The organism is Lentzea sp. NPDC055074 (assembly GCF_053608005.1).
The window spans coordinates 134,977-155,935 of record NZ_JBSGUQ010000020.1; the positions used below are offsets into that span (position 1 = coordinate 134,977).

Sequence of the window (20,959 nt, forward strand, 5' to 3'; positions counted from 1 at the left end):
GCAGCATGAGTGAGGACGACGAGGACGAGTTCGCCGAGGACGACGACTTCGAGGACGAGGAAGACCCGGACGACCTCTTCGCCGTCACCCCCGAACCGCGCACGGTGTGCCACCTGTGCGGGGGTGCGAGCTACATCGCCGCGCCGACGCTGGCGATCATCGGCGGTGCGCCGCGGACCGTCGACAACGGGCGGGAGTGCCCGCACTGCAACGGCGCGCGGACGTTCACCGGGCTCGTGCCACCGCTCTAGCCCTGTTCTCGGCGTGCCAGCCGACGAACTCGGGCACGGACAGGCGCGCCACCTCGTCGCCGATGATGTCGAGCGCCAGGTCCGACGCCCGCTTGAAGCGCACGCAGGCCTTGCCCATGTCGAGCTTCTTGCCGGTTGCCGCCCACCGGGCGCGGAACGACTCCTCGAACTCCTCCATCACGGTGGTCAGGTAGACGGAGAAGTAGCGCTTCTGGGCGGACAACGCCACGTAGAGCAGCGGCTTCTTGTTGTACGTCGGGCCGCTCACCTCCAGCGGCACCGCGTAGACGATCAGGCCCCAGTCCATCATCTCGACGTAGCCGCCGGGCAGGTTGGCGAGGATGACGTCGCGCACGGTCTCGACTTCGGCACGCTGCTCATCAGGCAGTTCGGCGAGGTACTGGGCGACCGTGGAGGCGTTGCTCTTCACCATTCGCGTACGGTAACCGCCCGTGGAGGTCCTGACCCGAGCCGAATGGCACCAGTTGCGCGACTCGCACGTCGAGCGCATGCGCCGGTTCACGGGACCGCACCAGGAGCGGAAGCTTCGCAAGGAGAAGCACCCGGTCATCGACTTCCTCTTCACGTACTACAGCCATCGGCCTGTGCGGCTCGAACGCTGGCATCCGGGTCCCGGCGTCGTGCTGGAGGACGCGGCGGAGTACCTGGAGTTCCCGCACTACAAGCTCACGGACGAGGGCGTCACGCTCGACGTGGAGAGCTTCGTCGGGCAACGCGCGAAGACGCTGGAGTTCGTGCAGGGGCTGCTCACGGCGACGTTGAGCCGCCCCGCTCGCCTCGGCTGCTTCGGGCTGCACGAGTGGGCCATGGTCTACCGGCAGCAGCCCGAGGAGGTCCGGCACAACGCGTGGCCGCTCAGGCTCGGCAGCGAGGGCACCGACGAGGTCGTCGACGCGAGCCGGATCCAGTGCGGGCACTTCGACGCGTTCCGGTTCTTCACGCCACCCGCTCGGCCGCGTAACGCTCTGCAGCCCACTCGCGACGAACAGTTGCAGAACGAACAGCCGGGCTGCCTGCACGCGAACATGGACCTGTTCAAGTGGGCGTACAAACTGGAGCCCGCGACGCCGTCGGCGCTGGTGGCCGACTGCTTCGAACTGGCCGCTGACGTGCGCGAACTCGACATGCAGGCCTCCCCCTACGACCTGGCGGAACTGGGCTACGGACCGGTGCGGATCGAGTCGCCGGAGGGGCGCGCCGAGTACGTGCGGCGGCAGGCGGAGTTCGCCGAACGGGCGCGACCGTTGCGAGAACGGATCATCGTCGTGTGCCGATCGATACTTGAAGTGACTTCACTCTGCTGACCGAGTTCACCTGTTAGCGTGATTGGCGGTCGTCGGGGGCCGCTGAGTAGTTGTGAGGGATCGATGTCTCGACACCGCACTCTGCGGGCGAAGGTGAAGCGCGGAATCGCCAAATGGCCCGTGCTGATCGTTGTGCTCGTGGTGCTGCTTGGCCTCAGCTGGCTCGCGCTGTCCTGGGCGGGCGACATCCTCGACAAGCGCTCCCAGGCGCTGGCGCAGGACTGCAGCGAGGGTGACTCCGTCCTGCGCGTGTCGGTGACGCCCAGCGTCGCCGGTGCCGTCAGGGACGTCGCACAGGCCTACAGCGCGACCAGGCCCGTCGTGTACGACCACTGCATCGCCATCGAAGTGACCTCCGCGGACTCCTCCGCGGTGCTCGAAGGCCTGACGACGACCTGGGACGAGCAGAAGCTCGGCAAGCGCCCGCACGCGTGGCTGCCCGACTCGACGCTCTGGGCGAACCGGCTGTCCGCGCTGAACGCGAAGCTGGTCGGCTCGGCGCCGAAGTCCGTCGGCACGTCACCGGTGCTGCTCGCGGCTCCCGAGGCCGCCGCGCCGGTGCTCAAGGACTTCCGCTGGCCGGACATGCCCGAGGTGACGGACTGGACCAAGTTCGGCCAGCCCTGGGGCCGGTTCAGCGTCGCGATGCCCGACCCCGCCACGAACACGGCGTCCGCGCTCGCGATCCAGTCGGCGCTGGCGGGCGGCAAGGGCCCGGTCACCGCCGAGACGCTCGGATCCGACGCCGCCAAGGCCGCGCTCTCCAAGCTCGCGGCCACCGTGCCGCCGGAGGTGCCGGCGACGACGCGCGACGCGTTGGCGCGCCTGGGTGACAGCGCGACGGTCAACGCGGCGGGCTTCTCCGTCACGCCGGTGTCCGAAGTGGACCTGTTCAAGCACAACACGGGCAAGGACGCCCCGTCGAAGCCGTTGGTGGGCGTGCTGCCCGCCGGACCGGCGCCGGTGGCGGACTTCCCGTACGTCGCGCTCGGCGGCAGCGAGGTCGGCGAGGCCGAAGTGCGTGCGGCGCAGGCGTTCCGCGACTTCATGACCGAACCCGCGCAGCAGGCGATCCTCGCGAAGGGCGGCCTGCGGGTGGAGTCCACTCAGGACCGCCCGTCGCCCTCGCCGGGCGTGTCCTGGTCCCCCGTCACGGAGAACCTGGTCGGCGCCGACGCGACGACCACGCAGCAGATCTCCTCGGCCTGGGCGTCGGCGGACCGCGGCGGACAGGTCGTCACGGTGCTGACGGACGTCTCGACGTCGATGAAACCCAGACTGGACAAGGTGAAGGCGGCCCTGCGCGGCCAGGTCGACAGGTCGGTCTCCGGCTCGTTCGGGTTGTGGGAGTTCGCCCGCGACCTCGACGGCTCGAAGCCGCACAAGCAACTGGTCGCGACCGCCCCCGTCAGCGAGAAGCGCGACGCGTTGCGCAGGTCGATCGACTCGTTGAAGACCTCGGACGGCTCACAGCTCTACACCGCGCTGGCGGCCTGCTACGAGACGGCGCACGACGGGTTCGTGGCCGGGCGGGTCAACCGGGTCGTCGTGATCACCGACGGCACCTCCGACGGCGGGATCGACCTGAACGCGCTGAAGGCGCAGCTGCACGGGACGGACCTGCCGGTCAGCTTCATCGCGATCGGCGGCGAGGTGGACAAGGCGGCGCTGACGGACATCGCGCAGACGACCGGTGGTTCGGTGTCGGTGGTGGAGAACGTGGACGGCGTGGAGGCCGCGCTCGGTCAGGTGCTGTCGACCAAGGCCTGACCGAACGCGGGTGGTCAGGCGACGTTGAAGCGGTCGGGGTCCGGGCCGGTGCGGGTGCCGTTGTCGAGCTCGTTGATCACCAGCATGTCGTCCTGGGCCAGTTCGAAGTCGAAGATGTCGATGTTCTCCTTGACCCGGTAGGGCGTGACGGACTTCGGGATCACGACGGTGCCGAGCTGGACGTGCCAGCGCAGCACGATCTGGGCCGGGGTCTTGCCGTACTTCTCGGCGAGGCTCGCGATGTCGGGCTCGCGCAGCAGCGCGCCGCCCTGCGCGAGCGGCGACCAGGCCTCGGTGACGATGCGGTGGGTGACGTGCACCTTGCGCATCTCTTCTTGCTGCAGCAACGGGTGCAGTTCGATCTGGTTCACCGCCGGCGTGGTCGGGAACTCGTCGAACAGGCGCTGCAGGTGCGGGGTGTGGAAGTTGGACACGCCGATCGCGCGCACCCGGCCGTCGGCGTAGAGCTGTTCCAACGCACGCCACGACTCGGCGTAGAGGTCGCGTTCCGGGGCGGGCCAGTGGATGAGGTAGAGGTCGAGCACGTCGAGGCGCAGACGGCGCAGGCTCTCGTCGAACGCGCGCAGCGTGGCGTCGTAGCCCTGGTCTGCGTTCCACAGCTTGGTCGTGATGAACAGGTCGGGGATGCCGGCGATCGCGTCGCCGACTCCGGACTCGTTGCCGTACGCCGCGGCCGTGTCGATGCTGCGGTAGCCGGCCTCGATCGCCGTCGTGACCGCACCGGCCACCTGGTCCTCCGGCACCTGGTAGACGCCGAAGCCGAGTTGAGGGATCCGAACTCCGTTGTTCAACGAGATCAGCGGAACCATGCGGGTAGCTTCGCACCGTTGTAGACGTCGTGCATCGCCTTGATTGTCGCGACGAGTTCGTGCCTCACCTCGTTTGGTGCCAGCACTTCCACGTCCGCGCCGAATTTGAGCAGGTCAGCGACGACGTGCCGGTACGACTCGGTCGGGAAGCCGAACTCGTGGCCCGGTTCCGGTGCGAGCTCCCGGATCACGCGCGCCTGGTACCCGCTGAGCAGGTACTGCGACTTGTCCAGTCCCTGGCGGGTCATGCGGACGGTGACGCGCTCGCCGTACATGCGGGCCTCGAACTGCTCCGACCACTCGGCCCAGAACCGCGCGAGGTCGAAGTCCTCCGGGCGGTCGAACGTGTCCGGTGTGGCTTCGAGGGTGAGCACGCGCGAGACGCGGTAGGTGCGGCCGCTGCCGACGAAGTACCAGGTGCCCGCTTTCAGCACGAGCCCGTACGGGTCGACCTCGCGGTCGACGGTCTGGTTGCCCCAGCGCTGGTAGGTCATGCGGATCCTGCGCTGCTCCCACACGGCGTCGGCGATCGTGGCGAGGTGCTCGGTGGGTTCGTCGCCGCGGAACCACGTCGGGGTGTCGAGGTGGAAGCGCTGGCGGATCTGCTCGGCGCGCGACCGCAGTTCCGTGGGCAGCGCGGCGAGGAGCTTCAGCTGGGCGGCGGCCGCGAACTCCCCCAGCCCCAGCGCCTGCGCGGGTCCGGGGAGCCCTGCGAGGAACAGCGACTGCGCCTCGTCGGTGGTGAGGCCGGTCAGCCGGGTGCGGTAGCCGTCGACCAGCTGGTAGCCGCCCGCCGGGCCGCGGTCGGCGTAGATCGGGACGCCGGACGCGCTCAGGGCCTCGACGTCGCGGTAGATCGTGCGCGGCGAGACCTCCAGCTCCTGCGCGAGCTCGTCGGCCGTCATCCGGCCCCTCGACTGCAGGAGCAGGAGGACCTGAAGGAGCCTGCCGGATTTCATGGGATGAACCTGACACGATCTGTCAGGAATTACCAGCAGAGTGGGCGCCATGAAGGCAACCGGAACCATCGAAGTGAAGAGCTGGGACGAGAAGACCTGGGACGGCCGGTCCTACCAGGACGTCGAGGGACGCAAGCTCACCGAGGCGCACGTGCGGTTCGGGTACGCGGGTGACGTCAGCGGCGTCGGCAGCTGCCGGTACCTCATGTACTACGGCGAGAACGTGGCGTGGACGACCGCGCTGGAGGAGATCACGACGGACGAGGGCACGCTGGTGCTGCGGCACGTCGGCGCGTACCGGTCCTCTGTGGAGGCCGTCATCGAGGTCGTCGACGGCACCGGGAGGTACCTGAACGCGCGAGGTGCGGTGTCGGTGGACTGGGCGGAGGATGGCAGCGGCACCTACACCCTGGAGTACGAGGTCTGACGATGACCAACGCCCCCACCTACGTCGCGGCCAAGGCCCGGATCACCTCGCTCGTCGAGGGACGCGATCCCCAGACGCCCGTGCCGGCGACGCCCGGCTGGTCGGTCAAGGACGTGGTGGCGCACCTCGCCGGCGGTCTGCGCGACTTCGCGGACCGCCGGTTCGACGGCGTCGAGTCGGGCGAGTGGGGCGAACGGCAGGTGCGCGACCGCCGTGACAACTCGCTCGCCGACGCCTTCGCCGAGTGGGACGCGAACCTCCTCCTCGCCGCGGACCTGTTCGACACGCCGATGGGGCCGGTCCTGGTCTCGGAGGTGGTCGCGCACGAGCACGACCTCCGTGCGGCGCTGGGGGTTCCGGGCGACCGGGACGGCGTCGAGGTGCGGGCGGCGCTGGTGCGGCCGTTGCAGGAGCTCGACCAGCGGATGCGGGAGAACGACGTGCCCGCGTTGCGGATCACGCTGGAGCACGGGGACCGCGTGCTCGGGCACGGCGAGCCGGCCGGGACGTTGCGGACGACGTCGTTCGAGCTGATGCGGGCCATCGGCGGGCGGCGGTCGGCCGACCAGATCAAGGCGCTGCCGTGGGACGGCGATCCGGACGTGTGGATCTCGTCGCTGGCGTTGTTCGGTCGGCACCGGCCGGAGCCGTTCGAGGAGTAACTTCCTCGGCTGTGAGCGACTGGCTGGCGGACACGCGCGACTCCTACGACACGGTGGCGGTCAGCTACGCGGACCTCACGCGCGGCCTGCTCGACGGCCTGCCGCACCTGCGGGCGGCGCTGCGGCTGTTCGCGGAGGAGGTCAGCGGCCCGGTCGTGGACGTCGGCTGCGGGCCCGGTGACATCACCGCGCTGCTGCACGGGTTCGGTGTGGACGTGTCCGGGATCGACCTCTCCCCCGCGATGATCGCGCTCGCGCGGGAGAGCCACCCCGGGCTGCGGTTCGAGGTGGGGTCGATGACCGAGCCGATCGGCGGTGAGCTCGGCGGGATCCTCGCCTGGTGGTCGTTGATCCACGTGCCCGACGAGCTCGTTCCCGTGGTGTTCGGGCACTTCCGCGAGGCGCTGCGGCCGGGCGGGTTGCTGCAGCTGGGTTTCCACGTCGGGGACCGCACCAACCGCAAGACCACGGGCTACGGAGGGCACCCGATGCGGGTGGACGTGCACCTGCGGCCGCCGGACCGGGTGGCGGGCTGGCTGCGGGACGCGGGCTTCACCGTCGAGGCGCGGTGGCTGTTCGGCGAGAACGGCGAGGACGGCGCGGTGCTGTTCGCCCGGCGCGGGTGAGACCATCTGCGCCGTGTCAGAGGAACAGATCTGCCAGCGTTGCGGTGAGACGGTCGAGCTGGAGACCGAGGACTTCGAGCTGTTCGAGCGGATGCACCCGGACTGCTTCCACTTCGCGTTCGAGCACGACCTGAACCAGCCCGGTCTGAGCGCCGACGAGAACTGCGGCGACGACGCCTGCCCCGTCGGGGCGTGAAAAAGGGGCGCACCCCCGAGTGCGCCCCTTCTCCCTCGAACCACGTCAGCTGCTGTACGCCTCGAGCGGCGGGCAGGAGCAGACCAGGTTGCGGTCGCCCTTCGCGCCGTCGATGCGGCGGACCGGCGGCCAGATCTTCGGCGTGCTGCTCTGGCCCGCGGGGAAGACGGCCTCCTCGCGGGTGTACGGGTGGTTCCACTCGCCGGTCGTCACGCAGGCCGCGGTGTGCGGGGCGTTGCGCAGCGGGTTGTCCTCGACGGGCCACTCGCCGGCGCCGACGCGGTCGATCTCGCGCTTGATGGCGATCATGGCGTCGATGAACCGGTCGATCTCGGCCAGGTCCTCGGACTCGGTCGGCTCGACCATCAGGGTGCCCGCGACCGGGAACGACATCGTCGGGGCGTGCAGGCCGTAGTCGGCGAGGCGCTTCGCGACGTCGTCCACCGTCACGCCGGTGGCCTTGGTGATCGGGCGCAGGTCGAGGATGCACTCGTGGGCGACGAAGCCGCCCTCGCCGGTGTAGAGGACCGGGTAGTGCTCGTCGAGGCGGCGGGCCACGTAGTTCGCGGCCGCCACGGCGGTCAGGGTGGCGCGGCGCAGGCCGTCGCCGCCCATCATGCGCACGTAGGCCCACGAGATCGGCAGGATCGACGCGGACCCCCACGGGGCGCCCGAGATCGGGCCGACACCGGTGGCCGGGCCGGCCGTCGGCTGCAGCGGGTGGTTCGGCAGGAACGGGGCGAGGTGGGACTTCACGCCGATCGGGCCGACGCCGGGGCCACCGCCGCCGTGGGGGATGCAGAACGTCTTGTGCAGGTTCAGGTGCGAGACGTCCGAACCGAACTTGCCGTAGCGGGCGAGGCCGATCAGCGCGTTGAGGTTCGCGCCGTCGACGTACACCTGGCCGCCCGCGTCGTGGACCAGGCCGCAGACCTCGCGGACGGTGTCCTCGTACACGCCGTGGGTCGACGGGTAGGTGATCATGATCGCGGCCAGGTCGTCCGCGTGCTCGGCGACCGTGGAACGCAGGTGGCCCATGTCGATGTTGCCCTTGTCGTCGCACTTCACGACGACGACGCGCATGCCGGCCATGACGGCGGACGCGGCGTTGGTGCCGTGCGCGGACGACGGGATCAGGCAGACGTCGCGGTCGGCGTTGCCGTTCGCGCGGTGGTACGCGCGGATCGCCAGCAGACCGGCGAACTCACCCTGCGAGCCGGCGTTGGGCTGCAGCGAGACGGCGTCGTAGCCGGTGACCTCGGCGAGCCACGCCTCCAGGTCGGACACGATCTTCAGCAGACCGCGGGCGTCCTCGACGGGCGCGAACGGGTGCAGCGTCGAGAACTCCGGCCAGGTGATGGACTCCATCTCCGCGGTGGCGTTCAGCTTCATCGTGCAGGAGCCGAGCGGGATCATGCTGCGGTCGAGCGCCACGTCCTTGTCGGACAGCGCGCGCAGGTAGCGCAGCAGCGCGGTCTCGGAGCGGTGCGCGTGGAAGACCGGGTGCGTCAGGTAGTCCGAGGTGCGGCGCAGGTCGGCCGGGATGCCGTCGGCGGTGTCGGCGTCGATCGCGTCCACATCGGACCCGGTGACCCCGAAGGCCTCCCACACGGCGATGATGTGCGCGCGCGTGGTCTTCTCGTCGCAAGCGATCGCGACGACGTCGGCGTCGACGAGGCGCAGGTTGATGCCGGCCTCGCGAGCCTTCGCGACGACCGCCGCGGCCTGGCCCTCGACGCGGACCTCGACGGTGTCGAAGAACTCGCCGTGTACGACGTCCAGACCGGCCTCGCACAGGCCCGTGGCGAGCACGGTCGCGAGGCGGTGCACGCGGGTCGCGATCGAACGCAGGCCCTCGGGACCGTGGTAGACGGCGTACATGGACGCGATGACGGCCAGCAGCACCTGTGCGGTGCAGATGTTCGACGTGGCCTTCTCGCGGCGGATGTGCTGCTCGCGCGTCTGCAGCGCGAGGCGGTAGGCGAGCGAGCCGTCCGAGTCGACGGAGACGCCCACGAGACGGCCGGGCAGCTGACGCTCCAGACCGGACCGGACGGCCATGTAACCCGCGTGCGGGCCGCCGAAGCCGATCGGGACGCCGAAGCGCTGGGTGGTGCCGACGACGACGTCCGCGCCGATCTCGCCCGGCGCGCGCAGCAGCGTCAGCGCCAGCAGGTCGGCGACGACGACGGCCTGCGCACCGGCGTTGTGGATCTCCTCGATGAGCGCCTTCTGGTCGCGCACCACACCGGACGCGCCGGGGTAGGACAGCAGCACGCCGAAGAAGTCACCGCCGAGGCCCAGGCCCTCGATGCCCTGCGACAGGTCGGCGACGACGATCTCGATGCCGAGCGGCTCGGCGCGCGTCTCGATTACGGCGAGCGTCTGGGGCAGCGTGTCGGAGTCGATGACGAACTTGTTCGACTTGGACTTGCCGGCGCGGCGCACGAGCGTCATCGCCTCGGCGGCCGCGGTCGACTCGTCCAGCATGGACGCGTTCGCGACCGGCAGGCCCGTCAGGTCGCCGACCATCGTCTGGAAGTTCAGCAGCGCCTCGAGACGGCCCTGCGAGATCTCCGGCTGGTACGGCGTGTACGCGGTGTACCAGGCGGGCGACTCGAGCACGTTGCGCAGGATCACGCCCGGCGTCACGGTGTCGTAGTAGCCCAGGCCGATCATCTGCGTCATCGGGCGGTTCTGCGACGCGAGCTCGCGCAGCTCCGCGAGCGCCTCGGTCTCGGTGGCCGGGGCGGGCAGGTCCAGCACGAGGTCGCGCTCGTGGATGGACGAAGGCACCGCGTGCTGCGCCAGCTCCTCGAGCGACCCGACGCCGATGACGTCGAGGATGCGCGCGAGTTCGGCGGGGCGCGGGCCGACGTGGCGGTCGGCGAACGGGGTGCCGTGCTCGAGAGCGGCGAGCGGAATGCGGTCCTGCGTCATCAAACGCCTCCGGGGGGCTGCGGGCACACGTGTCCTGGTGCCCTCCCCGCTCTGTCCGTACCCGATGTCGGGCGCCTGAGAGGTTCACCCACCTGCACAGGCTGGGCTTTCACCGTCGGCGGGATCCCGGGGGATCCACTTTCCAGAGGCGTCTCGCTCGAGCGGTCCTGGATGCCTGAGAGGTTCCCGGGGAGGGACTTGCTCCTTCGGCGCCGGGCTCGGGGCCCGGTCTCTCCCGCCTGAGTTCAGCGACTACCCGCGAAGAATACCCGCAGGCAGTCCAGGTAGTCCCTAGGGACGCGACCTACGTCTCAGCACCGAGACCGGTGAGCACCCGTGCGACCGGGTCCGCCGGGTCGTCGCGGAGCGCTTCGAGCAGGTGCCGGGTGCCCACGACCGCGTCCCCGCGCCGGGCGGCGACGAGCTTCGCCCGTTCCACCGCGCGTTCCACGGTGCCGCCCGCGGGCAACGCGGACGGGTCCACGCCCGCCTCTCGCAGGGCCGCGGCGCCACCGGTCTCGAACTCCGCCTTGAGCCTGCGGCCCGCCACCGCGAGCTGGTGGTCGACGGTCAGCACCGCCTCGACGAGGTCCCGTGACGAGAGGTCACGCCGTGCGGCGACCGCGAGCCGTTCGGCCTCGTTGCGCACGACGGTCAGCATCGGACCGCCGAGCCCCTGGCCGCGCGAGACGAGCTTGGTCAGCCAGCGCACGTACCCGCCGCCGGACTCGCCCTCCAGGGCTCCCGCCTTGCGCAGCAACCACACGGCGGGTGCTTCCTCCTGCTCGGCGTAGGGCCGCGCGGCGTCGGCTCGCACGGCGTCGGCCGTCGCCTCGACGTCCACACCGCGCACCACGAACAGGTCGGCCGCACGACCGGAGTCCTGCGCCAGCAACGCGAGCGAGAGGTGGGTCGTGGTCAGCACGCCTTCGCCCGCCTGGCCGGCAGCGGCGAGGAGACAGTCCTCCAGCGCGCGGCTGACGGGCAGAACGGTGTCCACGCGGGCCAGGTCGCAGGCGGCGCTCATCAGCGCCGTGACGTCCGGATGGGACTCGGGAACGACACCGCCGTCGTCACCGGCCCAGTGCTCGGTCCCCCGCGCCATCGCCTGGGCCGCCAGCGACCTCACGCCGAGCTTGCGGCCCGGACCGATGGTGTCGATCAGCGAGATCAGCAGGTTCTCGGTGCCGAGGAAGCCGAACTCCAGCCGGACGGCTCGCTGCACCGCGGCGGCCAGCACCTTCACGACCTGCGAGGAAGGGGTGTGCGTCATGCCGTGAACGCTAGGGATCAGCGTGATCGCGGCGCTTCTGCCGACCGGCCACTCACGGCGGCCAGTCGGCCACGGTCATCGGGCCGGTCAGCCGGTGGCGCGCTCGCGACGCCGGCGGGTCAGCTCGTCCTCGGTCATCGGGGCGATCTCGACGCCGTCCGCACGTTCGGCCGGGAACTCGTGGATCGTGCCGGAGATCTCCCGCATCGCACCGCTCACCGCGATGCCGAACACGCCCTGACCGCCCTGCAGCAGGTCGACGACCTCCTCCGGCGAGGTGCACTCGTAGACGGTGGTGCCGTCGGAGAAGAGCGTGATCCTCGCGAGGTCCTGCACGCCGCGGCGGCGCAGGTGGTCGACCGCGACCCTGATGTTCTGCAACGAGACGCCGGTGTCGAGCAGCCGTTTGACGACCTTGAGCACCAGGATGTCCTTGAAGGAGTACAGCCTCTGGCTCCCGGAGCCGTGCGCCATCCTTATCGTCGGCGCGACCAGCCCGGTCCTTGCCCAGTAGTCGAGCTGCCGGTACGTGATGCCCGCGATCTGACACGCCGCGGGTCCTCGGTAACCGACGAGCTCGTCCGGCAGCGAGGAGTCCGGGAACAGTTCACCCTGCAGCCCGGATTCGGCCCTCAAGGGCGCTTCCTCGACCACGCCTGCCTCCCCTCGGAACGGCCACGAAACTCATGACCGTCAAGCCGCCGCGTCCACTCTCGTGAAGCGGCGACGTCCACTCGAGTTCGACGGTAAGACCGGTCCGATGGCAGGTCAACGCGACGCGCGGGGAGTTGCGACCCTCAACCTGAGGTTGAGAGTCATACCGTCACCCGAACTAGCACGTTCAGGTGACGTTTAGTGATCGTTTAGCGGCCATGACGACCGTAAGTAGTCTGATCGAGGGACATCCGAATGAACTGACCTGCCGCCCATACAAGACAGAGCGCGACCCCTGAAAACTCAGATGTCCGCTCCCCCGCAGTGCCTACGTATCCGCTCCACGGAAGTCCTCCGGGGAGACGGAGTCGAGGAACTCGCGGAACTTCTCCACCTCGTCCTCCTGCTCGTCCGGGATGATCAGGCCCGCCTCGGCCAGCACCGACTCCTCGGCGTGGATGGGGACGCCCACGCGCAACGCCAGCGCCACCGAGTCCGAGGGCCGCGCGGACACCCGCACGTCACCGTCGAACACGAGCTCCGCGAAGAACGTGCCCTCCTGCAGGTCGGTGATCCTGACCTGTTCGAGGTTGCGGCCCAGTGCCCCGATGACGTCCTTGAGGAGGTCGTGGGTGAGCGGTCGAGCAGGACGCACGCCCTGCTGCTCCAGCGCGATCGCGGTGGCCTCGACGCTGCCGATCCAGATGGGCAGGTACCGCTCGCCCTCGGTTTCGCGCAGAAGAAGGATCGGCTGGTTCTGGGGCAGCTCCACCCGCACGCCGACGACGCGCATTTCGCTCATCGGGCCTCGCCTCCCTCTTTTTGTTCGGGGACGACCCGGTTTCACACCCGAGCATCCCCCGGCGTACCTGTCCGACGCTACCCGCCAAGCGGGCCGTGTGCTCAATCGTTTCGGGCAGATCGTGATCAAGAAGGCACACATCTCCAGCTGATCAGGACTGGCGCAGGCCCGCTCTCACCAACAACGTGTGCAACGAGGTGAAGAGGCCTGCCAATTCCCGGATCGTCTCGGGATCTGAGAAGGACTTCAGCACGACCACCTCGTGATCCGCTGCTGCGCGGACCGCGCGCAGGTGCTCGCGCTCGACGCCGAGCCCGGTCATCGTCCGGATCGTGCGGAGCGCGGTGACGTCCTCGGTGGTGAACCGGCCGCCGGGGCCGGGGCGCAGCAGACCGTCGCGTTCCAGCTGGGACAGCTGGTCGGCGCCGAACCCGGTCTGGGCCAGCAGATCGATCCGGGAGACCGACGCCGCCGAGTCGGTCACGGCGTCGAGCTGCTCGCGGATCACCTTGAGCGGCAGGTACCTGTCGCGTTGTGCGGACAGCACGAACCGCAACCTCTCGACGTCCGCCACGCTGAACTGGCGGTAGCCGGAGGCGGTGCGTGCCGGGCGGACCAGCCCCTCCGCTTCCAGGAAGCGGATCTTGGAGATGGTGACGTCGGGGAACTCGGCCCGAAGCTGCGCGAGCACAGCGCCGATGCTCGAGTCCCCGCGTTGTGGCCGCCCGGCCGTCACGCGTCAGGCTCCCGCGGAGCCAGGACCCGTCAGGAAGACGAGGCGGAACTTGCCGATCTGGACCTCGTCACCGTTCGCGAGGACGGCCTGGTCGACCGGCTCGCGGTTGACGTAGGTGCCGTTGAGGCTGCCCACGTCGATGACGACGAACTCGCCGCTCTCCCGGCGGAACTCGGCGTGCCGGCGCGAGACCGTCACGTCGTCCAGGAAGATGTCGCTGTCGGGGTGGCGCCCGGCGCTCGTCGTGTCTCGGTCCAGCAGGAACCGGGATCCGGCGTTCGGACCGCGCTTGACCACGAGCAGCGCGGAACCGGCGGGAAGGGCGTCAACACCGGCAACGGCCGGCTCCTGTGCGGGCGCCTCGGCGCCGCCTTCCATCTCCTGGAGGAAGTCCGCCCGGAAGACGGAGGTCCGCTCCGGGGACTGCTCCGGCGGAACGCCTGGGCCGTCGTTCGTGCTCACCTGAGCTCTCCTCCTGCTGCTGGATCCGTCACTTCCGGTAAAACCTATCGCGTTGGGGTCACCGCCTTCAGCGCGGCTCCCCTTCCGGCCGAAGATCCGGCGAAAGATCGACGTCACTCCTTCTCCACCAACGCCTTGTAAGCGTCCGCGTCCAACAGGCCTTCCAGCGCCTCCGGGTCGTTCAACCGGATCTCGACCATCCAGCCCTCGCCGTACGGATCGCTGTTCACCGAGTCGGGCGTCTGGACCAACGCGTCGTTGATGGCGACGACCTCACCGTCGAGCGGCGAGTAGAGGTCGGAGACGCTCTTGGTGGACTCCACCTCGCCGAACGTGTCACCCGCCGCCACGGTGTGACCGACCTCGGGCAGCTGGACGAAGACGACGTCACCGAGCTGTTCCTGGGCGTAGTCGGTGATGCCGACGCGCACGGTGTTCTCGCCTGTGCTGGCGATCCACTCGTGCTCCTCGGTGTAACGAAGCTCCTCGGGAATCAACTGACTGCGCTCCTCGTGCTCAACCTGTATGGGGTGATCTTTTCACGCGACCGTGCGAGGTGTACCCCGCAGGGCCAGGAAGAACTGGTAGACGTACAGCAGCGCCGACCACAGGTAGAGCGCTCCGCCCCAGACCGTGAACGCGTAGGCGAACGGCAGGGCGACCTGGGCCCACGCCGAGTCCCCCTGCGCGAGCAGCAGCAGGGGGAAGGCGTAGAGCAGGTTGAAGGTCGCGGCCTTGCCCAGGTAGGTCACCTCGAACGGGCCCCAGCCCCGGTACCGCAGGACCAGCAGGCAGACGCCGACGACGATCTCGCGGCTCACGAGCACGACGGCGACCCAGAGCGGGACGATGTCCCTGATCACGAACGCCAGCAGCGTGCAGAACACGTAGAGGCGGTCGGCGGCGGGGTCGAGCAGCGTGCCGAGCCTGCTCGTCTGGTCGAGCCAGCGCGCGAGCTTGCCGTCGAGCCAGTCGGAGAAACCCGCGAACACGAGGACGAGCAGCGCCCAGCCGTCTTCGCGGGGTCCGAGCAACAGGTACAGGAACAGCGGGACACCGGCCAGCCGCAGCACGCTGAGCAGGTTCGGAATCGTCAGCAGGCGATCAGCCGGATCACGCACACCCGCACTCTAAACGAGTGACTGCGCATGGGCTGCCGGATGGCGTCACGGCACGCTGTGCGACTGGTTGCGGGAGTGCGGTCGTTCTTCGTTCGGTTCGCGGTCCCGCTCAGGCGGAGTGGGTGAGCGTCCAGCCCCGGCGCTGCATCTCGGCACCGGTGATGGCGTGCGGGCGGCCCCGGTCGTCGCGGCCCACCCAGCGAGCGCGGAAACCCTCGAGCACGTAGGCGTGACCCCGGCTCCACACCACGCTGCACGGCGTGGTCGGCAGCGCTGAGTCGGACTCTGCGTCCTGCTGCGGCTGGGTTTCCATGGCGGTTCTCATTTCTGTCCTCTCGTGACATCAGGGATGTCGCGTACCGGGGCTCCGGCGTTATCCCTTGAAACGAATTCTGTCGGACTGTGGTTCAGAACACTCGTGTGTTCTGGGTCCCAAGCGACGGGTGGATCAATCCGCGCGCCGAGCTGTTCGGGCCCGAAGCGGAACGGAACTCGCGGTCCTTGCCTGCGCAACCGTTCGTCGTACGCCGATGACCGCACAACGTCCACCTGGGATCGGCCGGGCCTAATATCAGCGCGTGGACCAGGTGAAATTCGGAACGGAGCTCATCTCGAGATTGATGGAGCACCTGTGCTCGCAGCTCGACGGCTGCGAGGGAGTCGGGCTCAGCGTGTGGCCCGACGGCACGTCGTTGCGCGCTGTCGGTGTCGCCGAGGAGCTGGACGACGAGCAGCTGACGAGCGGCGAGGGACCGCTCGTCGACGCCTCGCGCGGCGAACGGCAGGTGTCCGCTCAGGTGGCCGGCAGGCACGTGGTCGCGGTCCCCGGCAGCTGGGGCGACAGCGGCCCGGTGGTGCTGACGGTCTACCTCTCGCACGCGCCCACGGTCGAGGACCTGGCGGCGATCGAGGAGATCGAGCCGCTCGTCGCGACGGCGGCCGCGGTGATCGAGTTCTGCGCGGGCGAGGTCCTGCGGGCCGACCAGATGGTGCGGATGGTGCAGCACCGCCGCACCATCGAGCAGGCGAAGGGCCTGGTGATGGGTGCCCGGTCCTGCACCCCCGGTGACGCCTTCGAACTGCTGGTCAGGACGAGCCAGCACGCCAACGTGAAGCTGCGGGACGTGGCGACGGCGCTGGTGCTGGCCGCGGGCGGGACGCTGGAGGACGGCGCCGACGAGGTCGCCACCCCTCCGGACGCCGCCCGTGAGGTCGCCGAGCGGTTGTGGGCGGCGCTGCGGGCCTGAGAAAACTCGCGGAGAATCCGGCAGCGGGCGTTTGAACCGACCATTGTCCGGGTACCGACTGCTCGACCTGTCCTGTTGGGCGGCCGCTCCCGTACGGTGGTGGCCGCAGCGGTTGAGCCAGCAGCCGCGTCCGGAGCCGCTGCGTGGCGGCTCCCTGTTTGCGAGAGGGAGTACTTCGGTGACTGTGCAGGACCCACGTGCGGAGCAGATCGAGCTGAAGGTGCGGCAGCCGGCGCCTGGAGTCACCGTCCTCGCCGTGTCCGGCGAGGTCGACATGGTGTCCGCGCCCGCGTTGCGTGAAGCACTGGTCAACGGCCTCGGTGACGGCGGCGTGTTCGTGGTCGACATGTCGAGCGTGACCTTCCTCGGTTCCGCCGGACTGGCCGTGCTCGTCGAGGCGGCAAGGCTCGCGCAGCAGCAGGAGGCCACCCTCAAGATCGTGGCGAAGGCACGGGCCGTGACGCGCCCTCTGGAGGCCACCGGTCTCGGTGAGGTCTTCAGCCTGCACGACTCCGTCGACTCGGCACTGGGCTAGTTCCTCCGGACGGTGAGGCGGTTGCCCGCCGCGCCCAGCGCCTCGGCGACGTCGTGGAGGGCCTGTTCCACTCCGCTCCTCTCCGCGCCGAGACCGCTGAGGTCGACGGTCAGCGGCACGGTTCCTCCGCGCGCCGCCGTGGTGAGCACCCGGCGCAACGAAGGAGCGTCCACGCTGGGCACGTTCCCGCGCACGACCGCTACTACGCCGGAGGAGGTCTCGTGGATCTGGACGTCGCACTCGGGCGCCGCCCCGGCCGCGGGCAGCACGGGCGACCGGGCTCGACGCAGGCGGACGGTCGTCCCGCTCGCACTGCGGTCGATCTCGACCTCGTCCACGCTCTCCCTCATGAGCAGGAAGCCCCGCCCTCGCATCGTCATGGCCGGCGGCGGCACGCGCCACTGGCCGTGGTCGGTGACGTCCACGTGGGCGGAACCGTCCAGTTCGAAGCGGCCACGCACCTCCACGGTGCCGTGTGCGGCCCCGGGGTAGGCGTGTTCCACCGAGTTGTTGACGGCCTCGCTGACAGCGAGGACGAGATCGCTCGCTTCGTCCTCACCGAAACCGGCATCGTGCAGCCATTCGCGAAGCTGGCGCCGCACAGGTGCCACCTCGTGCGCGTCGGCCGGGAATCGGAGGGCAAGGAAATCCTCGTGCACAAGCACAGCGCTCCTCCGGTTGAGTGGGCTTCACCAGGTGACTTCCCTGGGCACGCGACCAGTACACGTGTGAAATGAGATCGATTCGGGTACGGCAATGATGTGCCGTCCTTAAGCAGAACGGACTACGAGGTGGCTGTGACTCAATTGTCAGGCGTCGAGCTTCGGATGGCGGCGGACCCCACGCAGCTGTCCATCGTGCGCGCGGTCGCGGCGGACATCGCGATGCGGCAGGACTTCGACCTCGACTCGATCGAGGACCTGAAGCTCGCCGTGGACGAGACGTGTTCGACGTTGATCACGCTGGCGGCCCAGGACGCGGTGCTCAGCTGTCACTTCGCGGTGGACGACAAGGATGCCGTGCACGTGTCGGCGAAGGTCTCCGCGAAGTCCGCGGCCGGTCCGGACGAGGCCAGCTTCGGCTGGCGCGTGCTGACCGCGCTCGTGGACTCGGTGCGGACCAACGTCGAGGAGTCCGAGGGATTCGTGGTGCACATCGACCTCGTCAAGTCGACGGCAGGGGCGGTGGATGCGTGACCGGGGCGGAAGAGGCGACCAAGACGGCGGAGACCGAGACGGAAGCGGAAGAGCCCAAGGCCGAGGAGAAGAAGTCCCGGTCCGGTGACTACGACCACCTGGCTCCGCTGTTCGCCGAGCTCGCGGCGACCCCCGCGGGCGCCAAGCGCGAGACGTTGCGGGACAGACTCGTCACCGAGCACCTGCCGGTCGCCCAGCACATCGCCCGCAGGTTCGGTCACCGCGGCGAGCCGCACGAGGACCTGGTGCAGGTCGCGACGGTGGGCCTGATCAACGCGGTCGACCGCTTCGACCCGGACCGCGGCAGCGACTTCCTGTCGTTCGCGGTGCCGACGATCATGGGTGAGGTCCGGAAGTACTTCCGCGACTCCAGCTGGTCGGTGCGGATGCCGAGGCGGCTCAAGGAGCTGCACCTGGCGATCAACGCGGGCACGTCGCGCCTGTCTCAGTCGCTCGGCCGCGCGCCGACACCGTCGGAACTGGCCGAGCACCTGGGTCTGTCCCGCGAGGAGATCCACGAAGGACTCGCGGCCGGGAACGCCTACCAGAGCGCGTCTCTGGACGACATGCTGATGTCGGAGGACTCGTCGATCTCGCTGGGATCGACGATCGGCGAGGAAGACCCCGAGATCGCGATGATCGAGCAACGCGAGGCTCTGCACCCGTTGCTGGAGAAGCTGCCCGAGCGCGAACGCAAGATCGTGGTCATGCGCTTCTTCGGCAACATGACCCAGACCCAGATCGCGCAGAAGGTCGGCATCTCCCAGATGCACGTCTCGCGGTTGCTCGCGAAGACGCTGCGTCAGCTCCGGGACGTGTTGGAAGAGGCGTAGGCACGAATCCGGCGCCGGGCCGCGTTGACGATCTGGCGCCGTTCGTCCTCTCCCATGCCGCCCCACACGCCGTACGGCTCTTGGGCCTCGAGCGCGTGGGCGCGGCACTGTGCGAGCACCGGGCAGTGCCCGCAGATCGCCTTCGCCTTGTCCTCACGGGCTGCCCGCGCGTAGCCGCGTTCGTTGTCGGGGTGGAAGAAGATCGCGCTGTTCTCCCCCCGGCACAGGCCCTCCATCTGCCAGTCCCACACCTCGGTGACCGGCTTGGGCAGACGGGTCGTGCAGGTCATCGCGACTCCCGGGAGACTAGGGGGAAGAAGAGTTGCGATCACTGCGTACCCGAGGCCTGACCAGGGATAAACCTGTTACAGCCGTTCGGGTGCCCCGATTCCCAACAGAGACAGACCGAGCGTGAGCACCCGGGACGTCAGCGTGAGCAGGTGCAGGCGGGAGTCCTGCAACTCCTGGGTCTCCGCCTTCGCCACCTGGCATTCGTTGTAGAAGGTGGACAGGGCCGTGGCCGTCTCGAACAGGTAGGTCGTGAGCTTGTGCGGCGCGAGCTCGTCGATGGCCGCCTGGACGGCCGTGGGCAGCTGCAACAGCTTCAGCGCCAGATCGCGTTCGGCCTTCTCCCGCAGCACCAGCGGAGCGTCCGCGGGGGCCTCACGCCCGACCTTCCTGGCGATGGAGAGCGTGCGTGCGTTGGCGTACTGGATGTACACCGACGTGTCGCCGGTCTTGGCGAGCATCTTCTCCCAGGTGAAGACGTAGTCCTTCTCCCGGTCGCTGGAGAGGTCCGCGTACTTCACCGCGCCGATGCCGAGCGTGCGGGCGAGCTCGTCCTTCTCCTCACCCTCCACTTCGGAGGTCTCGGGCATGACCTGGTACGAGTTCTCGACGGCCTCGGTGAGCAGGTCGATGAGCTTGATCGTGCCGCCCGCGCGCGTCCGGATCGTCTTGCCGTCGGAGCCGAGGATCGTGCCGAACCCGGTGTGCACGGCGGTGTGGGCGTCGTCGAGCCAGCCCGCCTGCTTCGAGGTGGCGAAGATCATCTGGAAGTGCTGGGCCTGCGGCGAGCCGACGACGTAGATCAGGTCGTCGACCTTGCGCTCGCGCACCCAGTACCGCACGGTCGCGAAGTCCGTGGTGGCGTAGCCGTACCCGCCGTCGCTCTTGCGCACGATCAGCGGCAGCCGGTCGCCCTCGCGGTTGGAGAACCCCGGCGGGAACACGCAGAGCGCGCCGTCGCTGGTCTCGATGAGACCCTTCTGCTGCAGCTCGGTGATCGTGTCCGCGAGGTACGGGTTGTAGAAGCTCTCGCCGTAGTTGTCCTGTGCCGACAACCCGATGCCGAGCAGTTCGTAGACCTGGTTGAAGTGCCGCTGCGACTCCCCCACCAGCTCGTGCCACAGCGCGAGCGTCGCCTCGTCGCCGCCCTGCAGCAGCACCACGCGGCGCCGGGCGCGGTCCGCGAAGCCCGGCTCGTTGTCGAACTTCTGCCGCGCCTGCTGGTAGAACGCGTTGAGGTCGCTGATCTCGTGGTCGGCGCCGTGGCCCTCGTCGGTCAGGTGCTCGATGAGCATGCCGAACGGGGTGCCCCAGTCACCGAGGTGGTTGTGCGGGATGACCTCGTGCCCGGCGAAGGTCAGCAGCCGGCAGAACGCGTCGCCGATGATCGTCGACCGCAGGTGGCCGACGTGCATCTCCTTGGCCACGTTGGGGCTGCTGTAGTCGATCGCGATCCGGCGGGGCTCCTCGGTCTCGGGCACGCCGAGCCGGTCGTCGCGCAGCAGCCTCGCGGTCTGCGTCTCGAGCCACTCGCGGCGCAGCCCCAGGTTGATGAAGCCGGGGCCGGCGATCTCCGCGGTCTCCACCGCGTCCTGCGAGTCCAGGTTCTCGACGATCAGCGCGGCGACCTCGCGCGGGTTCTTGCCGACCTTCTTGGCGAGGCTCATCGCGACGTTGCACTGGTAGTCGGCACCGTCCCGGGTGGACGGTCGGATCAGCGCTTCCTCGGCGGTGATGTCCACGTCCAGGGCGACGCGCAACGCCCGCGCGACCCGCTGGCCCAGTTCGAGCCCGACATCCCCACGCAGCACTGAACCCACCTCTCG

Annotated in this window: 26 protein-coding genes and 1 riboswitch; of the genes, 11 read left to right on the forward strand and 15 right to left on the reverse strand. The window is 69.3% G+C overall.

Features of this window, described 5'->3' with window-relative positions; all coding sequences use genetic code 11:
• Positions 1 to 5 precede the first annotated feature (5 nt).
• Positions 6 to 251 carry a hypothetical protein gene (locus tag ACWF7A_RS35330; RefSeq protein ID WP_084401880.1) on the forward strand — a complete coding sequence of 82 codons (246 nt, stop codon included), beginning with the start codon at positions 6 to 8 and terminating at the stop codon, positions 249 to 251.
• Here ACWF7A_RS35330 and ACWF7A_RS35335 read toward each other — a convergent pair.
• Positions 226 to 684: a DUF1801 domain-containing protein gene (locus ACWF7A_RS35335; RefSeq protein WP_452254854.1), complete on the reverse strand. Its 459-nt coding sequence runs from the start codon at positions 682 to 684 to the stop codon at positions 226 to 228. The genes ACWF7A_RS35330 and ACWF7A_RS35335 overlap by 26 nt on opposite strands.
• A gap of 76 nt (positions 685 to 760) precedes the next feature.
• On the opposite strand from ACWF7A_RS35335, the gene ACWF7A_RS35340 reads away from it, so the two are divergent.
• Positions 761 to 1,576, forward strand: coding sequence for a 3-methyladenine DNA glycosylase (locus tag ACWF7A_RS35340; protein ID WP_452254885.1), 816 nt, complete (start codon positions 761 to 763; stop codon positions 1,574 to 1,576).
• 93 nt (positions 1,577 to 1,669) lie between these two features.
• Complete coding sequence (locus ACWF7A_RS35345; protein WP_452254855.1) at positions 1,670 to 3,346, forward strand: substrate-binding domain-containing protein; 1,677 nt, start codon at positions 1,670 to 1,672, stop codon at positions 3,344 to 3,346.
• A gap of 14 nt (positions 3,347 to 3,360) precedes the next feature.
• Here ACWF7A_RS35345 and ACWF7A_RS35350 read toward each other — a convergent pair whose 3' ends face one another.
• Together ACWF7A_RS35350 and ACWF7A_RS35355 are read right to left on the reverse strand one after the other, a co-directional pair.
• Complete coding sequence (locus ACWF7A_RS35350) at positions 3,361 to 4,176, reverse strand: aldo/keto reductase (protein ID WP_452254856.1); 816 nt, start codon at positions 4,174 to 4,176, stop codon at positions 3,361 to 3,363.
• A complete protein-coding gene (locus ACWF7A_RS35355; protein ID WP_452254857.1) occupies positions 4,164 to 5,135 on the reverse strand; it encodes a helix-turn-helix transcriptional regulator in 972 nt (323 codons plus the stop codon). Before ACWF7A_RS35355 ends, ACWF7A_RS35350 begins: the two co-directional genes overlap by 13 nt.
• 49 nt (positions 5,136 to 5,184) lie before the next feature.
• Between ACWF7A_RS35355 and ACWF7A_RS35360 the strand changes: the two genes are divergently transcribed.
• The 4 genes from ACWF7A_RS35360 to ACWF7A_RS35375 are packed head-to-tail and all read left to right on the forward strand — an operon-like array spanning position 5,185 to position 7,046.
• Positions 5,185 to 5,562 carry a DUF3224 domain-containing protein gene (locus tag ACWF7A_RS35360; protein WP_452254858.1) on the forward strand — a complete coding sequence of 126 codons (378 nt, stop codon included), beginning with the start codon at positions 5,185 to 5,187 and terminating at the stop codon, positions 5,560 to 5,562.
• A gap of 2 nt (positions 5,563 to 5,564) precedes the next feature.
• On the forward strand, positions 5,565 to 6,224 hold the full coding sequence (locus ACWF7A_RS35365; protein WP_452254859.1) for a maleylpyruvate isomerase family mycothiol-dependent enzyme: 660 nt from the start codon (positions 5,565 to 5,567) through the stop codon (positions 6,222 to 6,224).
• 11 nt (positions 6,225 to 6,235) lie between these two features.
• Complete coding sequence (locus ACWF7A_RS35370) at positions 6,236 to 6,850, forward strand: class I SAM-dependent methyltransferase (protein ID WP_452254860.1); 615 nt, start codon at positions 6,236 to 6,238, stop codon at positions 6,848 to 6,850.
• Positions 6,851 to 6,863: 13 nt separating this feature from the next.
• Positions 6,864 to 7,046 (forward strand): hypothetical protein, encoded by a 183-nt coding sequence (locus ACWF7A_RS35375; protein ID WP_452254861.1) that lies wholly within the window; start codon positions 6,864 to 6,866, stop codon positions 7,044 to 7,046.
• Positions 7,047 to 7,091: 45 nt separating this feature from the next.
• Here the strand turns inward: ACWF7A_RS35375 and gcvP are convergent, their stop codons facing one another.
• From gcvP to ACWF7A_RS35420, 9 genes are all read right to left on the reverse strand, one after another.
• A complete protein-coding gene (gene gcvP, locus ACWF7A_RS35380) occupies positions 7,092 to 9,986 on the reverse strand; it encodes an aminomethyl-transferring glycine dehydrogenase (protein ID WP_452254862.1) in 2,895 nt (964 codons plus the stop codon).
• A gap of 152 nt (positions 9,987 to 10,138) precedes the next feature.
• A riboswitch (glycine riboswitch) is annotated at positions 10,139 to 10,234 on the reverse strand.
• A 56-nt stretch (positions 10,235 to 10,290) separates the two neighbouring features.
• Entirely contained in the window at positions 10,291 to 11,259 is a 969-nt protein-coding gene (locus ACWF7A_RS35385; RefSeq protein ID WP_452254863.1) for a Clp protease N-terminal domain-containing protein, read from the reverse strand.
• Positions 11,260 to 11,346: 87 nt separating this feature from the next.
• Entirely contained in the window at positions 11,347 to 11,913 is a 567-nt protein-coding gene (locus ACWF7A_RS35390; protein ID WP_030476305.1) for a MerR family transcriptional regulator, read from the reverse strand.
• 328 nt (positions 11,914 to 12,241) lie between these two features.
• The gene (locus tag ACWF7A_RS35395; RefSeq protein WP_030468959.1) at positions 12,242 to 12,715 is read right to left on the reverse strand and encodes a bifunctional nuclease family protein; all 474 of its coding nucleotides are present in this window, start codon (positions 12,713 to 12,715) and stop codon (positions 12,242 to 12,244) included.
• 151 nt (positions 12,716 to 12,866) lie between these two features.
• Positions 12,867 to 13,406 (reverse strand): transcriptional regulator FtsR, encoded by a 540-nt coding sequence (gene ftsR / locus ACWF7A_RS35400; RefSeq protein WP_452254864.1) that lies wholly within the window; start codon positions 13,404 to 13,406, stop codon positions 12,867 to 12,869.
• A gap of 48 nt (positions 13,407 to 13,454) precedes the next feature.
• On the reverse strand, positions 13,455 to 13,913 hold the full coding sequence (gene garA / locus ACWF7A_RS35405) for a glycogen accumulation regulator GarA (protein ID WP_030476302.1): 459 nt from the start codon (positions 13,911 to 13,913) through the stop codon (positions 13,455 to 13,457).
• Between the two features lie 113 nt (positions 13,914 to 14,026).
• The gene (gcvH, locus tag ACWF7A_RS35410) at positions 14,027 to 14,410 is read right to left on the reverse strand and encodes a glycine cleavage system protein GcvH (RefSeq protein WP_452254865.1); all 384 of its coding nucleotides are present in this window, start codon (positions 14,408 to 14,410) and stop codon (positions 14,027 to 14,029) included.
• Between the two features lie 42 nt (positions 14,411 to 14,452).
• On the reverse strand, positions 14,453 to 15,034 hold the full coding sequence (locus ACWF7A_RS35415) for a CDP-alcohol phosphatidyltransferase family protein (RefSeq protein ID WP_452254866.1): 582 nt from the start codon (positions 15,032 to 15,034) through the stop codon (positions 14,453 to 14,455).
• Positions 15,035 to 15,143: 109 nt separating this feature from the next.
• A complete protein-coding gene (locus tag ACWF7A_RS35420) occupies positions 15,144 to 15,347 on the reverse strand; it encodes a hypothetical protein (protein WP_452254867.1) in 204 nt (67 codons plus the stop codon).
• Positions 15,348 to 15,612: 265 nt separating this feature from the next.
• On the opposite strand from ACWF7A_RS35420, the gene ACWF7A_RS35425 reads away from it, so the two are divergent.
• Together ACWF7A_RS35425 and ACWF7A_RS35430 are read left to right on the forward strand one after the other, a co-directional pair.
• Positions 15,613 to 16,281 carry an ANTAR domain-containing protein gene (locus ACWF7A_RS35425; protein ID WP_452254868.1) on the forward strand — a complete coding sequence of 223 codons (669 nt, stop codon included), beginning with the start codon at positions 15,613 to 15,615 and terminating at the stop codon, positions 16,279 to 16,281.
• A gap of 178 nt (positions 16,282 to 16,459) precedes the next feature.
• The gene (locus ACWF7A_RS35430) at positions 16,460 to 16,816 is read left to right on the forward strand and encodes an STAS domain-containing protein (RefSeq protein WP_452254869.1); all 357 of its coding nucleotides are present in this window, start codon (positions 16,460 to 16,462) and stop codon (positions 16,814 to 16,816) included.
• Here ACWF7A_RS35430 and ACWF7A_RS35435 read toward each other — a convergent pair.
• Entirely contained in the window at positions 16,813 to 17,481 is a 669-nt protein-coding gene (locus tag ACWF7A_RS35435; protein WP_452254870.1) for an ATP-binding protein, read from the reverse strand. The two genes, ACWF7A_RS35430 and ACWF7A_RS35435, sit on opposite strands and share 4 nt — an antisense overlap.
• Positions 17,482 to 17,613: 132 nt before the next feature.
• Here ACWF7A_RS35435 and ACWF7A_RS35440 point away from each other — a divergent pair, with 132 nt between their 5' ends.
• Entirely contained in the window at positions 17,614 to 18,012 is a 399-nt protein-coding gene (locus ACWF7A_RS35440) for an ATP-binding protein (RefSeq protein ID WP_452254871.1), read from the forward strand.
• A gap of 98 nt (positions 18,013 to 18,110) precedes the next feature.
• Positions 18,111 to 18,845, forward strand: a complete 735-nt coding sequence (locus ACWF7A_RS35445) for a SigB/SigF/SigG family RNA polymerase sigma factor (RefSeq protein WP_452254886.1) — start codon at positions 18,111 to 18,113, stop codon at positions 18,843 to 18,845.
• On the opposite strand, the gene ACWF7A_RS35450 is transcribed toward ACWF7A_RS35445, so the two are convergent.
• Both ACWF7A_RS35450 and argS read right to left on the reverse strand, forming a co-directional pair.
• Complete coding sequence (locus ACWF7A_RS35450; protein ID WP_452254872.1) at positions 18,815 to 19,135, reverse strand: WhiB family transcriptional regulator; 321 nt, start codon at positions 19,133 to 19,135, stop codon at positions 18,815 to 18,817. The two genes, ACWF7A_RS35445 and ACWF7A_RS35450, sit on opposite strands and share 31 nt — an antisense overlap.
• A gap of 75 nt (positions 19,136 to 19,210) precedes the next feature.
• The gene (argS, locus tag ACWF7A_RS35455; RefSeq protein ID WP_452254873.1) at positions 19,211 to 20,944 is read right to left on the reverse strand and encodes an arginine--tRNA ligase; all 1,734 of its coding nucleotides are present in this window, start codon (positions 20,942 to 20,944) and stop codon (positions 19,211 to 19,213) included.
• Positions 20,945 to 20,959: the final 15 nt, after the last annotated feature.

Bases quoted from the DNA above. Each gene is read 5' to 3' on its own strand.
- ACWF7A_RS35330 (WP_084401880.1), top strand. From the start codon at position 6: ATGAGTGAGGACGACGAGGACGAGTTCGCCGAGGACGACGACTTCGAG.
- ACWF7A_RS35335 (WP_452254854.1), bottom strand. From the start codon at position 684: ATGGTGAAGAGCAACGCCTCCACGGTCGCCCAGTACCTCGCCGAACTG.
- ACWF7A_RS35340 (WP_452254885.1), top strand. From the start codon at position 761: ATGCGCCGGTTCACGGGACCGCACCAGGAGCGGAAGCTTCGCAAGGAG.
- ACWF7A_RS35350 (WP_452254856.1), bottom strand. From the start codon at position 4,176: ATGGTTCCGCTGATCTCGTTGAACAACGGAGTTCGGATCCCTCAACTC.
- ACWF7A_RS35355 (WP_452254857.1), bottom strand. From the start codon at position 5,135: ATGAAATCCGGCAGGCTCCTTCAGGTCCTCCTGCTCCTGCAGTCGAGG.
- ACWF7A_RS35360 (WP_452254858.1), top strand. From the start codon at position 5,185: ATGAAGGCAACCGGAACCATCGAAGTGAAGAGCTGGGACGAGAAGACC.
- ACWF7A_RS35365 (WP_452254859.1), top strand. From the start codon at position 5,565: ATGACCAACGCCCCCACCTACGTCGCGGCCAAGGCCCGGATCACCTCG.
- gcvP (WP_452254862.1), bottom strand. From the start codon at position 9,986: ATGACGCAGGACCGCATTCCGCTCGCCGCTCTCGAGCACGGCACCCCG.
- ACWF7A_RS35385 (WP_452254863.1), bottom strand. From the start codon at position 11,259: ATGACGCACACCCCTTCCTCGCAGGTCGTGAAGGTGCTGGCCGCCGCG.
- ACWF7A_RS35395 (WP_030468959.1), bottom strand. From the start codon at position 12,715: ATGAGCGAAATGCGCGTCGTCGGCGTGCGGGTGGAGCTGCCCCAGAAC.
- ACWF7A_RS35420 (WP_452254867.1), bottom strand. From the start codon at position 15,347: ATGGAAACCCAGCCGCAGCAGGACGCAGAGTCCGACTCAGCGCTGCCG.
- ACWF7A_RS35450 (WP_452254872.1), bottom strand. From the start codon at position 19,135: ATGACCTGCACGACCCGTCTGCCCAAGCCGGTCACCGAGGTGTGGGAC.